The 14,006-nt window shown below is 55.7% G+C and carries 13 protein-coding genes; 3 read left to right on the forward strand and 10 right to left on the reverse strand.

All coding sequences use genetic code 11. The features are described from left to right. Positions 1 to 57 precede the first annotated feature (57 nt). Both ABJZ52_RS10215 and ABJZ52_RS10220 read left to right on the forward strand, forming a co-directional pair. A complete protein-coding gene (locus ABJZ52_RS10215; RefSeq protein WP_348185199.1) occupies positions 58 to 321 on the forward strand; it encodes a hypothetical protein in 264 nt (87 codons plus the stop codon). Positions 322 to 1,013: 692 nt separating this feature from the next. Next, a protein-coding gene (locus tag ABJZ52_RS10220; RefSeq protein WP_348185197.1) for an IS3 family transposase occupies positions 1,014 to 2,143 on the forward strand; the annotation gives its coding sequence in 2 pieces (ribosomal slippage) (positions 1,014 to 1,287 and positions 1,287 to 2,143; 1,131 coding nt in all). A gap of 254 nt (positions 2,144 to 2,397) precedes the next feature. Here ABJZ52_RS10220 and ABJZ52_RS10225 read toward each other — a convergent pair. Together ABJZ52_RS10225 and ABJZ52_RS10230 are read right to left on the reverse strand one after the other, a co-directional pair. Further along, positions 2,398 to 4,791 carry a hypothetical protein gene (locus ABJZ52_RS10225; RefSeq protein ID WP_348185196.1) on the reverse strand — a complete coding sequence of 798 codons (2,394 nt, stop codon included), beginning with the start codon at positions 4,789 to 4,791 and terminating at the stop codon, positions 2,398 to 2,400. A 721-nt stretch (positions 4,792 to 5,512) separates the two neighbouring features. After that, a complete protein-coding gene (locus tag ABJZ52_RS10230) occupies positions 5,513 to 6,229 on the reverse strand; it encodes a hypothetical protein (RefSeq protein WP_348185194.1) in 717 nt (238 codons plus the stop codon). A gap of 536 nt (positions 6,230 to 6,765) precedes the next feature. Between ABJZ52_RS10230 and ABJZ52_RS10235 the strand changes: the two genes are divergently transcribed. Further along, positions 6,766 to 8,034 (forward strand): hypothetical protein, encoded by a 1,269-nt coding sequence (locus ABJZ52_RS10235; RefSeq protein WP_348185192.1) that lies wholly within the window; start codon positions 6,766 to 6,768, stop codon positions 8,032 to 8,034. A gap of 439 nt (positions 8,035 to 8,473) precedes the next feature. Here ABJZ52_RS10235 and ABJZ52_RS10240 read toward each other — a convergent pair whose 3' ends face one another. The 8 genes from ABJZ52_RS10240 to ABJZ52_RS10275 all read right to left on the reverse strand — a co-directional run. Next, a complete protein-coding gene (locus ABJZ52_RS10240; protein ID WP_348185190.1) occupies positions 8,474 to 8,656 on the reverse strand; it encodes a hypothetical protein in 183 nt (60 codons plus the stop codon). 111 nt (positions 8,657 to 8,767) lie between these two features. Further along, complete coding sequence (locus tag ABJZ52_RS10245; RefSeq protein WP_348185188.1) at positions 8,768 to 9,097, reverse strand: hypothetical protein; 330 nt, start codon at positions 9,095 to 9,097, stop codon at positions 8,768 to 8,770. A 180-nt stretch (positions 9,098 to 9,277) separates the two neighbouring features. Further along, entirely contained in the window at positions 9,278 to 9,724 is a 447-nt protein-coding gene (locus ABJZ52_RS10250; RefSeq protein ID WP_348185186.1) for a hypothetical protein, read from the reverse strand. Beyond that, the gene (locus tag ABJZ52_RS10255) at positions 9,724 to 10,476 is read right to left on the reverse strand and encodes a lysozyme (RefSeq protein WP_348185184.1); all 753 of its coding nucleotides are present in this window, start codon (positions 10,474 to 10,476) and stop codon (positions 9,724 to 9,726) included. Before ABJZ52_RS10255 ends, ABJZ52_RS10250 begins: the two co-directional genes overlap by 1 nt. Before the next feature lie 97 nt (positions 10,477 to 10,573). Next, positions 10,574 to 11,599, reverse strand: coding sequence for a contractile injection system protein, VgrG/Pvc8 family (locus ABJZ52_RS10260; RefSeq protein WP_348185182.1), 1,026 nt, complete (start codon positions 11,597 to 11,599; stop codon positions 10,574 to 10,576). Positions 11,600 to 11,602: 3 nt separating this feature from the next. Continuing rightward, on the reverse strand, positions 11,603 to 11,824 hold the full coding sequence (locus ABJZ52_RS10265) for a tail protein X (protein WP_348185180.1): 222 nt from the start codon (positions 11,822 to 11,824) through the stop codon (positions 11,603 to 11,605). Position 11,825: 1 nt separating this feature from the next. Next, complete coding sequence (locus tag ABJZ52_RS10270; protein ID WP_348185203.1) at positions 11,826 to 12,263, reverse strand: phage tail protein; 438 nt, start codon at positions 12,261 to 12,263, stop codon at positions 11,826 to 11,828. A 24-nt stretch (positions 12,264 to 12,287) separates the two neighbouring features. Continuing rightward, positions 12,288 to 14,006 (reverse strand): phage tail tape measure protein (locus ABJZ52_RS10275; RefSeq protein ID WP_348398864.1); only part of this gene is annotated, 1,719 nt, incomplete at its 5' end.

Genomic DNA, 14,006 nt, shown 5'->3' on the forward strand with positions numbered 1-14,006 from the left:
GCAGGCAGGAGGATACGGCTTCAGGTTCAAAGAAGTTGAATAACGATGGGTATCACTATGTCCAAAGCGCATGACGCCGTTGAGTCTCAAGCTCAGGATGATCTCGATCAGGATGAATCCCTGAAGCGCATGATTTTCTTCACCAAGCGTGAAGCGGAGAAAGACGGCCGTACGTTCTGCGCCTATCTGCTTGATCTGGCATTGAACGCACTGAACGAAGACAACGCCGAAATGAACATGGCGCTCAAGGCGAAAATCACGCCCCTGACCATGGAACTCAATGCCGGCAAGTCCAAGGATCAGCCAAGCGTCGGCTCCTGATCGGGTCTGTCAAACTATCGAACGCCATGAACACCGAAGGTCAGAGCGGCATCGCCGCTTGGCCAGAGAGGTTCGCGCAAAAAGCTCTCACCTTCCAACTGCAGTTTTCGCAAACAAGGTCAGGACTGGACGCTGCACGCCAGGCGCGGCGATTGATACCGACAAATCAAGAAGCAGAAAAGTGGTGACCCCGACAGGTGTGCAAATACTATTGATTTTGTTTGGCTTCGCCTCCCCGCACCCGTGTTAAATTAGCTTTCCGGATCTCTGATTTTACTCAACAAATTCACGCGCGGCCCGCACCCTTTAAGCTGACTCGCAACCCGAGAAATGGCTCCTCTTCTCATCGCTGACCAACGCAGCCAGTCAAATCGCCGTATGGAAGAAGAACCACTTCACAACGCCCTAGCCGGCCCAAGACTGTCGGTAGAGGCGTCTCGTTGCCAATATAGATGTGGCCAGCCACCGGAAACCGAGGGGATGGTGCGTCACGCGATAGGCGCATAGATTATAGTTTGTCGTCGGTAAATCGAGGTCTCAGCTGTGCCAGATGAAAGAGTTCAACAACTCATTGCCCAACTCCGTGAGTCAGAATTTGTGGAGGTGAAAAACTGGCTTGGCGGCCTTGAAGTGGTCTCGGAAAACTGGACAGTCGGCTAAGGTGTATCCCAAACCTTTGAAGGGATACGAGAATGGCGAAGCGCCGGAAATTTACGGACCAGTTTAAGGCGAAGGTGGCGCTGGAAGCGCTGCGTGGCGACAAGACGATCCAGGAGATCGCGGCGAAGCACCAGGTGCACCCGAACCAGGTCAGCACGTGGAAACGCCAAACCGTCGAGGGGATGGCTGATGTGTTTGCCCGTGGCGGCAAGCCAGAGGGGCCGACCGAAGCCGAGATCAAGGAACTTCACGCCAAGATCGGAAGGCTGGCGGTCGAGAACGATTTTTTGTCCGAAGGGCTGAAGCGGTGAGCCCCGAGAAGAAACGCGCGATGATCAAACGGGATCACCCGCAGCTCAGTATCAGCCAGCAATGCAAGCTGGTGCGGCTCAGCCGATCCGCGTTCTACTACGCGCCGGTCGGGATCGACGCGGGCACGTTGGCGATGATGAAAGAGATCGACCGGGTGTTCACCAAATATCCGTTCTTCGGCAGCCGGCAGATCGCAGCCTATCTGCGCCGGGAGGGCGTTGTCATAGGCCGTCATCGCGTCAGGCGATTGATGGCGCGGATGGGGCTGGAGGCAATCTACAAACGTCCCAGAACCAGTCAGCCGCACCCGCAGCATCCGGTCTTCCCGTATTTGCTTCGAGGCATGCAGATCGACCATCCGAACCAGGTCTGGTGCGCCGACATCACCTTCGTGCCGGTCAGGAATGGCTTCCTGTATCTCGTGGCTATCATGGATTGGACGTCGCGCAAGGTCCTGAGCTGGCGGCTATCGAATACGATGCACGCCGACTTCTGCGTCGATGCCCTGAACGAAGCCATCGCCCAATATGGCCTGCCGGAGATCATGAACACAGATCAAGGGTCTCAGTTTACGGGATCGGCCTGGATCACGACGCTGTCCGATGCAGGCGTGCGCATCTCAATGGATGGGCGTGGCCGCTATCTGGACAACATTTTTATCGAACGGCTGTGGCGGAGCCTGAAGCAGGAGGCGATCTATCTCGAAGAGATCACTGACGGCTTCCAAGCCCGAAGGGTCGTCAAAAATTGGATGGCTTTCTACAACACCAAGCGGCCCCATTCCTCCCTTGAACGCAGAACGCCAAGGGAGGCATACTGGCTCGGTCGGGATCAGAAATTGGCGGCATGAAAACCAACCCGGATACACCTTAAACGAGCCGCTGACCTGTCCGAAAAACCAGGACCACTTCAGTTGTGAATGGATGGCAGTTTTGGGCGGGAAGCTGTCGTTCGCTGCATGTGCGAAACTACCAGCACCTTGGGCGCAATGCAGACTTTTGTTGGAGGTGCGTGGATAGTACCGATATGCAAGTTGTCGCCCCGCTGAGCTTATAAACGTTTACACTTCGAATCTTAACCGCGCCATTGGCGATACAAACCCACCTAGTTCGGCAGAAACCCAAGCTCGAACACCTGCGGGCGCAGCTTTGATGTTAGGTCTGCATAGGCGTCTTTGAACTGATCGAAGTCGGTCAATTCCGTATCGCTATAGGCTTCGAGCGCGCGGCGGACCTGATACCAACCTGCATCCGCGCGGCCTAGCTTAAATTCTTGTCTGATTTTGTTGGGGAAGCCGATGGAGTGAAAGCGCCGGAACAGCTTGCGGCCTTCGTCGAGCACGGCCCGCGCCTCGGGCGAGAACGCCATGCCGTCCATGTAGCGTACCATGAAATCACTCTCGCACCGAGCCTTCGCCCCGACCTCGGCCTCGGTGAAGGGAATGAAGTGGTTCGTGAGCGACCAGTCGCGGTCATTCCAGTGCAGCCCGTCTGCGCCTGCGGTAAGGTTGCTGCCGTTGAACAGCATCCAGACGAGACAATCGGATTTGAACGCGTCCGTCAGCGGCTGCGCGGGTTGCAGGAACTGGTCACGGTCGTTGAGCCAAGTTGGCTTGATCAGGCGACGAACAGAGAAAACGATGGCGGCTTGCCAGATGTTGTCGGGGGTGATGAAGAACGCTCCGGCGTTGCAGTATCCCGACGAGAAAATTGCCGTCATGATCGCAGTTTTTTGCGGCATATTACTATTGGATAACATACTCCCAATCGCGCCATCGGCCCATTTGTCGCCCCGAAGGTCTTTAGTCGGCCCCGGGGGCGATAACGCGTTCTTTAAGGGCAATGCATCTTGTTTATTTGAGCGTGGACGAACGATCCATTCAGACAACAATCCTCTCTCATTGGTACGATAAAATGTCTTTTCCCCAACTGGGTTGCCCGATCTGTCAAGCGCGGTCGCTACAATGGTGGTTGGTGGGTCATCAATCCCAATTTTCCAGATAAGAAAACCAATCGGGAAATTCCCCTTCAGACCATCAAAAGCTTTGCTATGGACCACAAATCCATCACGATATCCCGCTGTCCATTGCTCACGGAATTTCTCGAAATTTGGCGCGTTCACGTATTTTAGCGTACTGAATATAGCCAAGGTCGAGTCAGGCAATTCAAGCATGTTACGATGCAAGAATTGCACGAACAATTCACGCGCAGCGTAACCAAGATGGGCCATTCCATGGCTGATTTTCGTCTTGGATACCCCTCGTTTATTGTCGCCTTCTCCCCTGAGCGTGTCGTAGTTTCCGCTTTCCCCGTAAGGAGGATTGATCAGCACCAAAATCGGCCTTGCGCCCTTCTTTGCCTCACGCGCATCTTCAATCGCTTGCCTCAGCCCCGGCGGCAGTTTGCCGGACAGGTCGTAGTCAATCTGCCCGAAATCATCCACGTCATCATTCAAATAATCATACTGGAAAATCTCGGCCCCAGCGAAGGCGGGGTTGCTGCGCATGATCGTCACGTCCTCGGGGTCGAGCGTGGACATGTAGACATTGCGCAGGTTGGAGTGCTTGGCCTCCAGATTACCGACACCCGCGCACATATCCCAGACGATATATTTCTTCTGCCAGTTCGCCCCCAGCGTGGCTTTCAACTGATCATAGGCTTTGTCGACGATGTGGAGCGGCGTGTAGAACGCGCCCTTGAATTTCTGGTCATCCATCGGCAGCAGGCTGTCGCGCCGTTCCAGCAGGTAGTGGCGATGCTCCTTTTCCGGGGGGCGGTGATAGATGTTCCAGAAGTTGCGGTAGCCGCGTTCGCTGGCGAGTTCATATTGGTCGGCCCCAATGATGAACACTGGTTTGTTGCCGTTGAATAGAAGGCGGGCGGGCAGGTTACGCATCGCTTCATCGCGCCCATCGTGCATGATGTCAGCAAAGAACAACACGGCATAATCCGCCTCGTTCTCCACACCAAGTTCAACGCCAACCATCGCGACCCATTTGTCGAAAACCTGCCGCAGGTTGTCGGGAGTGATGGGCGTGCGAATGATCCGGCCTTCACTGACCGCGTCCTTAGTCGCTTTAATGAACTCAGCCTCGTAGCCGTCGATCCGGTAGAGGATGAAGTGGGTCTCGATCGTGGGGGCTATCTGGGCGGCGAGCGCCTTGTCCGCCGCAGAGCCGGATTTCGGCCAGGTGATGGACTTGTCGTCGAGCAGCGGCAAGGCATGTTCGGTTGCCATCAGCGCCGCCTTCTCGCGGTCCATCACGCAGAGGAAGCCGGGGATGGGTTCGCCGCGTTTTCGCGCGGCACGCACGTAGACGAGCAATTGCGCGAACATGAGCAGGGTTGGGGTTGGGGCCTCTTTGGCTTCAAACCAGATCTCGAGGGTCTGGATATCGACGAGGCCCTTGTTCACGCCTTTGAGGCCAAGCGCCGCGATATAGGCATCCTTGACGTCTTCCTCGGTCTTGGCACGGGTGAGTGCGGCGTTCAGGCTCATAAGATTAGTTCCCTATGGAGGAAGGTGTGCCCGGCACCATATTGTGATGGGAATAAAATGGCTAGGTTCGCTTTACGTTCTGGGGCTAAGGCTATTACAGCGCCCATTTGTCAGGCAAGTCTGCATTGGTAACTAGTTGACCACAATGGGAAAGCTGCATTGCGCCGTCTTCCGACCCGTTGAATGACCGCAAAGGGCCGAACTCGAGAGGAAAAATGAATGAGCTTGGAAACACGAGGCCGCTGCGGCGAATGCGCAAAGGGTGCGTCGCACGAAGGTTTAGAGTCGATTGGTAACCCTGTCAGATCGGATGAGGGGGTGACCGGATATACCGACTACAATTTTTTTCAATGTCGAGTCTGTGGGTCAATTTGGACGCAGTATAGAGATCGCAGTCCGGCAGGCGGCGGGAAATTTTGGAAAAGGCTTACTACCGGATTGTTTTGAGCCCACACCTTTCATGAAGGTCCGCTTCTGCATGCGGCAACGCAGCGTATGAGAAGCAGCGCCAAGGGCAGCTAGGGGCCGGTTCCAGACTATCGACAAATCTTCGCGCACCGACCCTTTCGGCCCGATGCTGGCCTTGGTTCATTCCGTAGCAAACGACTGCTTGGAGCCCAAATTGCCTGATTCTGCGCGATCTACGAAAGGCGGCTGCAGGCTCAATACTCTGTCTGTGTTTAGCAGCTTCGTCCAGTGCCAATCATCCTAAGCATTAAAATCAAAAGGAAATGAAACGCTCATTTACGAACCCTCGTTGACCTTCGCATTGACCTGCATGAACCAAAACTTGCCGCATCGGAATATCAAAAATATACATAGTGTCCGAGAGAACCTCCACAGGTACGGAGCCACGTATTTCGCAGATCCGATCTACAGAGCAATCGACCGATGTAACGTCCACCTCAAGAAGGGCCCGGGTGGTAGGATCCTCTAAATCAAGACCAAAGGATTCTCCAAAGAAGCTATCTATCTGTGCCTTCAAAGCGGGGTTCAACCCCGCTCCCAACCGCCTCAGTTGCGCTCCCATTGCTAGGCTCTGACGGATATCTGGTCGTTTGCAGATAATTCCCCGTGCATATTCTACTGGACTGATTGTCAGGGCCATTTCCGCAAAAAGAGCATCTCCTCTTGCTTCAACGCGAGACTGGCGCGTTGCATAGGAGTTAGCGTCAAGAATTTGTTGCAAGCAGGCCCGAATCTCGCGCCCTGCCGATAGCTTGTCCTCTGGCGCGTCAAACGCATCAATCCAGCTCTCCACTGTTCGCTCTACATCTACATTTCCGTTCTCTTCGGTCACAATCGGCTCATCGCCCTCGACAGTGAATCCACCGCTGAACATGCAAGCTGCTATGAAGTCACGTCTGGTATTCGTATCCATGTTTGCCTGAGCAACAGAAGCAGTAAAGATCATGAGGGTCGCTAACAGTGTTCTCATTTTTATTTCTCCGCTGCGAATGCTGACAGAAAGCCGAGGAAGGCTGCGACAATCCCTCCAAGTAGCTGCAACAGCCCACCACCATAATTCCTTCTGAAATTTGGTCCAAAGAACTCACCGGCGACAATTAACCCGGCTACGATCAGGAAAAGGATCAGATATGCGCCAATGATAACCCTGACTTTTAACATACATGTTCCTCGATTCTACCTCTGCTTGCTTGGAACCATAATTTATCGAAGTCGACATTCGTGCAAGTTGCAGCGAAGGCTTACTTTGTCCGCGTAGCGGACATTCGCATAAAGCAGGCTCACTGTGGCAATCGGCCCATTGCTGCCGTTAAGCCATTTCAGAGCCAAAGTCTGTTTTGCGCCGCCAATTCGGTCATTTAACAAAATAAGTACGGCTCCCGAAAACCGAAGTTCAATACAAGTGCAGCGAATTCACAGGATAGGCAGTAGGACTAAGCCGCTCGCGTCCGCTATCGATTGTGGACATGTGTGTTGCGATGGAAGTTAACTAATCCTTGAGCCCATGTGGCAACCATTGACTCCCCTTGGCAAAAAATGTGGAATTTCGTGGGCAACCAACGAACAGGCAAGTTACACAGCAAAGGTATTTGCCGGATGGGAAAAGCGGGAAGAGAGAAAAGGCGGCATTGCGTCTTCTGCGGTAAACCTGCATCCAGCAAAAATCGGGAACACATACTTCCTAAATGGCTGCTCAAACTAACCGGTGATCCACGTCGTGTTGTGACAATGGCCATTAATCCGGAAACCGCCGAACCAATTAAATTCTCTTGGTCCGCATTGGTTATGCCTGCATGTGAGGCCTGCAATCTTCAATATAGTGCGCTCGAAGGAACGGTTAAGCCTATCGTCCAAGCATTGCTGGAGAGAAAACCGATAACTTCACGCGAGGCATTCGATCTCCTCGATTGGCTCGACAAAGTTCGCGTCTGCCTCTGGCTCAATCAGATCACCTTGCAGAGCACGATTGAGACCATTAACCCTCATCTGCATGTCAACAGCCGAATAGGTAAGAAAGACCGGCTACTCTATGTGTATACGATTGAGGGACATGGCAAAGGGCTAAACGGTTTTGGCATCGAAAGCCTAATCTTTCAGCACCATCCTAGTTGCTTCGCCCTTCGGGTGAATGACATTATCTTATTCAACGCTTCCAGCGACTATTCGTTTTCTAGCGGTTGCGGCTTTTGGCATCCGGAGCATATCGAAAAGCACGTCGATGGGGAGTGGGCTGGTCGGGTGGCCTTTGTTGGCCATGCAATGACTAGAAAATTAGCACACCCAATTGTCGACTACCCTCTTCTAAAGGCTGCTCTTCGCATTATTCAGCCTATCGCTCAGTGTGGCGAAAACGGCGAGTTCTTTGGCCCATTGCGGCAGAATGAGAGCTATCACTTCACCCACATGTCTGACCCCTCACGCGGAACTGGAATTATCTTTCAGCAGCGAGAAGATAGCGCTCTTCCCATATACGATTTCGATGTTCCACTAGATTTCGAAGGCGTCAACGCAGTCGGCAATGGCTGTGTTGGTGATATCGTGGCGCAGGTTTACCGATTTCAATTATACCTATTTCAAAAAAGTGGGGAGCTAATTGGAAGTGAAGCAGCAGTTTTCTATGCCAAATCTATGTCAAAAATCCTGTCCGAGACCAATGAGATGAAAGCTGTTCTAGCGGAAAAGGGACAGCAATCTCAACGTGGCAACGACTTCGTGACACAAGCATTTAGAGATTCAATGGTAGCCGCAAAGCGTCCATCTGGTTCGAAGAATTAAGGGTCTTCCATTCTCACAGTAAAGTACAAAAAAATGTGGCGTCACATCACTTTCCTGCCAGAGACCCCATCGACATGAATGTCCGCTTCTCTGGTATGATGACGTTAGGCTGCCAGTCTCTTCCCCGCCCTCCTGAGAATTTGCTACGCCTCAAATGAACGTCTGCTTTCGGGCGAAGCCTTCAATGCCGCGAAAGACCGAATTGGCGGCGCGTTGCGGCCAGGCAGTTGATGTCATCTGCTGAAGTTGACTTCGGCTGGAAGCAACCAGATGACCACTAGGGGTGATTGTCAGCTTCCAGCGAGTATAGACCGCAAGTCGCCGATCCAATCCCAGCCCCAAAAGGGCCTTCGCGCCGCGGCTAGGCTATTGGCAACTTAAGTGGATCTATTGCCCAGTAGCCAACTGTTAGATTACACTCCCTAATTCCCAGCAACCCTCAGCTCTTGAAGATCACGCGGGCGCCGTGCTGGAGAGAGATGGTCTCGCCAACAAGCAGCTCACCTCGCCGCTGATCGTATAAAGGTTTGGCCACGGCGAAGCTTGCGCAGCTTTCGTCCAGGACGATGTCATCGTCCTTATTTCGAATAACGACGCGGTGATTGACGTGGGTTTTTCCCATTTGACAGCCTTTCGAATTTTCGACTGAGCATAATGAGAACATATCAGGAACAATCAACCTACGAGATGCGCTTTTCCTCGAAATTCAGATGCTCGCTGGACAGACCCACCCCTAGCCCAGCTTCCCCCCACGCCAGATCTCCACAGCGGTCCGCGCGAAGGCCGCAGGATCCCTTGAAATTCGGATCACAAACACAGCGATATTTCGACCCGTCATAGCCAGCACACCGGCCATGCCGTATGCCCAGGTCTCTGGCAATCCCATAACACTGCGAAGGGGGTCTCCGAACACCAAAGCCGCCAGAAACCCGATGAAAAACGTCGCGACCCGCTGCTTGGGCTTGAGATCGGTAGGCAAGACGGCACCTACGATTGCAAAGGCTCCGATGACAGCAATCTTCGGAAACGGCAATTCCACAGCCCAATCCAGAATTGACTTCATTTCACCCTCGTTTCGCTCACTGTTTCATAAAGGTTTTGCCAGCCTGCCCGCTTCCCCTCGCAGGCGACCAACGCAGCCCGGTGGCGCAGAGCGTCCCTGCCCTTGTCACCGGTCAGGCCTGGATCTCCGCAAGGCACCGTCAGATCGGCTTGAGGCGTAGGGGTTGGCGCCGGGCGCGGTTCAATCGAACCGTATTGCGCGCATCCGGCGGAGATACTCGTCATCAGCATCACAAGCCCCCACCGCGCCGGTGGCCAGAGCATCGTCATAGTCATCAATTTGTTCCTGAAGTTGCGCGTTGTTCTCAAGACGCGCAGCCGCCAACTTTTGCTGATGCTGCGCCACCCTCCGCCACTCGGCAGCCTGCTTTGCCATTGCGGCGACCACGCCTTGCAAACGGTCGATCTCGAGCTGTCGATCATGATGGATGGCTGAAAAGTTCCAGACCGACACACAGAGAAAAGCCACAGTGAGGACGCCGGAGAGTGTTTTGGGTATTCGCGGGTCAAGGCGGGAGGCAAAGGCGACAGCCGCCCCTGCCAACCCGCCATAGGCCAACAACACGGCAAGACCGAAGCCGATCAGGCCAGACAGCCAGGCAAGCCCAGCCGGCAACCAGCCCAACATCAGTTCAACCCGGCGAGACAGAGCGCCTTTTCACGCGCCCGCCGATTGACCAGGCCGCGGATCACACGCCCGCCAGCCTTGTTCCACCAGGTCAAGGCAGTACATCCACCGCGAATGTCCCCGGCGTTCAGGCGCCGGGTTGCAGTGCTGCGGCCGATCGCGCGAACGCCGCAATTGAAAGCCGTCGACGTATAGGCCGCATCCCGCTTCGCCGTCAGGCGGCTGGAGCGGGTCGCCTTGCTGAAATACCCATGCAAGCCCTCGCGATATTCCGCCACTTCATCGCTTAACAAAGCAAGACATTGCGCATCCGTCATGACCATCCCGAGGCGCACGCCACGGGTCGAGCCGTAACAGATGGTCGGCACGCCGACGATGTCTGCATATGCCTTGTTACGCTTGCCTTCTTCCTTGGCAATGAACGGCACAGCGATGCGGAGGGTTTCGATCTCCGACACCGACCCTGCCTTGGCTTGGGCCGTGAACAACAACGCAAGCAAGGCACAAACCACCAGCACGCCGACAATGCGCAGCCACTCCAGAAAACCGGATACACCTTGCTTCCAGAGCCGTCCGATCAATCCGGCCAGGAGCAGTAGGACACCCGTCCACCAGGCGAACACAGGATCATAATCCTGCCCCGTCAGCGCGAACCAGATTTCCGGTAAAATCAGAACCAGAAGCCCCGCGACCTGCATCCAGAATGACAGGGAGACAGCAGCAACGCGTCGCCAATCAGAGATAAAATTCATATTCCGTTCCTTTCTCAACACCGGCAATCACGCCAGTTTTCCGCGCATGAAAAAACCGCCTCAAAGGGCGGTTCTTTCGTCAAATTCTGATGTTGTGTTATCGGTCGTCTAAACCAGCACCATCACCCGGCTGTTTCAGCGACAGCGTGGTCGTTGCTCCGCTGGACCGGCTGGCCCTATGGGTCACCGAAACAATCCGGTAGCTGCCATTGATCCCTGGCCGCGCCCCAGAAACCATGCACAAACCTTCCGCTTGCGCCTCCGGCGCCAGATCAAGCGTTACGGTCCCCTCACCGCCTTCGCGGCGGATCTCTTCGCTGCGAGCCTCGGCGATCTCCGTTGCCTGCTGCTTATCGGCAGCGGCGGTCCGGACACGGTTGACCGTGTCAGGTCCGTCCCGATCCTGTTCGACGGCCACTTCCTCCTCATGGAAGTCCGCCGTCTCCCGATCGAAGTAACGCACCTTGACCGACTTAAAGGTCTTGCGCCCGGTCACCGGAGAAATGCTCCAGGAGATGCCATTGGCACTCTCTCCTGAGAACCGACAGGCGACAGCCGGCAAGGCATGATCCAGCCCTCGTTTGATGAGGACCGCCCGGTTGCCATCGCGCAGCTTGAAGGTGCCGCCCAACTCCCGGGCCAGGCGCTCGCCGACATGCAGCAGGCTTTCGTGGTCTGCGACCAGGTAATCTCGGGCGAGGCTTGCGAGTTCCGGGCCGACTTCGACGTCAATGCCAGCGCGTTCTCCCAGCTTTTTCAAAAACCCGCCGACGGTGCCACCGTCCTGGTGGAGTGCCTGCGGTTCCTTCGCCTTGCCAGCAGGATCAAAGCCCTTGGCGCTCACCGAGAGTTTCCGGCCGCCACCTCTTGAGCCGGTCGACCGGGGAGCCTCTAGAATGCCCGAAAACACCTGAACTCCGTTCAGCCGCACCCGGACAGAACCGCCCGGCGTTGGCATTTTCAGAACGCCATCCGTGTCGTCAAAGGTCAGTGAACACCGGTCCGATGCAGCTCCCGCCTCATCCGTGACACTGATGTCCGTCAAATAAGGCTGCATGCCTGACGTCATGTCCTGGCCATCGACTTCGACCTGCCATTCGGTTTTCCAAAGTGTCTCGGTCATGATCTATCCAAACAGGGTCACGACCTGGCGCGCCGCAGTGGTCTGCTCCGGCAGGTCCGGTAAAGTGATCTCGGCTCCCAAAGGCAAGATCGGACCAATTGTTGCCAGGTCCGGATTTAGGATGAGCGCTTCTTCCACTAGCTCTCGTCCGCGCACGCCGTGCCGGCGCCACAAAAGCAGATCGAGGGTCAAGTTATCGCCTCGGATGGTGATGGTTTCGGACATATCAGCTCCCACCCAGCAAGGCGTCGAAGAGGCTCAAGATCCCGCTGACGGTCTGCTGACCAGAACCATCGTCCGACTGGACCTTTCGCATCTGAAGGCGATAGCGAATGATGAAGCCGACACCGTCGCGCATCAGCGAGCTGTGGTCCTCAGATATCTGTGTCAGGGCATAGGTGCCGAGCCTGGTACCATCCCCCCGCAGCACAGGAAAACGGGCACCCTTGCGGCGCATCTCGTCGAGGGTTTCAAGTTCGGTCAACCCGCCGATGCGGGAGGGAAGCAGCTGACCAGACAGCGACAACTGCTCTTGACCTTCACCCATGAACTCGGAAGGCTTCAAGCTGCCGATGACCGGTTTTTCCGCGAAGTCCGCAGATGCGGACCGCGAAAAATCATCCGCCGAAAACGGCGCAGTATCGACCGTGACAGCACCAAGCATATAGAGCACTGGCAATTCCCCTCTTTAGGACACGGACCAGCCGTCATCGGCCTGTAAACCAGACAGGCGATTGCGGATCTCTTGCCCGACGGCCTCCGCAATGGCATCAGGATCCTGAACGCCATGGAGATTGACATTGATGTCACCGAACGCGATCGAGGCCGCCATCCCAGCTGCAGCCATTCCGCCGGCCATCTTCTTGCTTCTTTGATGATCGTGGACATAGGCGTTGCGGCTTGCGGTGATCAGTTCGTCGCCTTTTTCATTGATCCGGTAGGTTCGGCCGGCAACAATCGGCCCACCAGCTGCGCGCGCGCCATCGATCACGGATTTGCCCGCGACTGCCGGCGCACTTCCCCCGCCAAGCCAAGACGGCATGGATGGCCAGGAAATAAGTCCCGAAAGATCGATATTGCCAATCGCATCTACAATCCGGCCAGGGATGGCTTTTAGCCACTGCCACAGCGTCTCGAAGGCAGATTTGATACCGTTGACCAGAGCCTGACCAACCCGCGCTCCAGCGCTTCTGAATTCGGCTTCCGCTTCATCCGAGTAATCATTCATCGTGAAGAGGTCTGAAACCCAGCCCCCGACCCTGGAGGGAACAGACATGACAAGCTCGACGATACTATCAAGCGAACTTGAAAGAACAGCTTGTGCTGTGGCCAGAGATCCGCGCACGCTCGCCTCATCGAAGCCCAGCCAGCTTGCAACATCGATCAGCTTTTCACCTGCCCAGGAAGCTGCAGCGGCCGTCACATCGGCGGCGAAACCGGTCAAGGCATTCATGGCAGGCGCAAGAGCCCCTGCAATTGCCGAGGCAAATCCGGTGACGAACTCCGCGATTGGCTCCCAATATTTATGGATGGCAAGCCCGAGGCCGACAGCGGCCGCGACCGTCCCCCAAATCGGCGCCGTCAGTCCTGCGACCGCAGCAGCTGCTGCCGTTGCCCCGGAGACAAGGGCGGCGAAGATCCCGGTACCGCCCGTCATCGACAGAACCGTCATGGATAGGCCAACCCTGCGGGCCATACGAGCAAAGTTTGCCAGCCCGGCCGCGCCACTGGAGAGCACCCCGACAGATCGGGAAAGTCCGATAGCTGCATCCAGCACACCGCCCTTCAAAAACATGAGGGCGAAACGTGCACCGATCGCCGCAACGCGCAGAGCAACCACCCCCGCTGCGAGCCCGGCGACACTTGCTGTCACCTGCGGATTGGCAGACGCCAGCTCTGCAAGCGTCGAGATTAGAGGCTGTATCACCGCCATGATCGAGGACAGAGCGGGCAGCAAGGCGTTGCCGAGAGAAATCGCAAGCTCATCAAGCCGGTTCTTGAACAGCTGCAGGTTGGCGGCAAAGGTCTCGGAGCGAACCTCGAATTCCTTTTGAGCAGATCCGAGATAGTTGGTCTCGTCTGCGACCTGGCCGAGCGCCTCTTTCAAAAGGCCTGCGTTCTCGATCAGGGGCATGACCGCCCGGGCCTCATCACCGAACAGATCGGAGATGGTCGAGGCCCTCATTTCTCTGGGCAAGGCCCGTATGCGAGCAATCACGTCATGCAATGTGCCAACGGCGTCCTGCTGGAGCTGTTTGGCAACATTGGTGGCGGAAAGCCCGAGCGCGCTGAAAGCCTTGTTCTGCCGTTTGGTGGCCGATTCCCCGCGCGCAAGCGCCTTGCCCACGTTCCTGAAACTCGTAGCTGCAACATCAGCCTGTGCGCCCGAGGCAATCATCGCCGACCC

Source organism: Roseibium sp. (assembly GCF_039982295.1).
In the GTDB taxonomy this organism is placed as follows: Bacteria; Pseudomonadota; Alphaproteobacteria; order Rhizobiales; family Stappiaceae; genus Roseibium.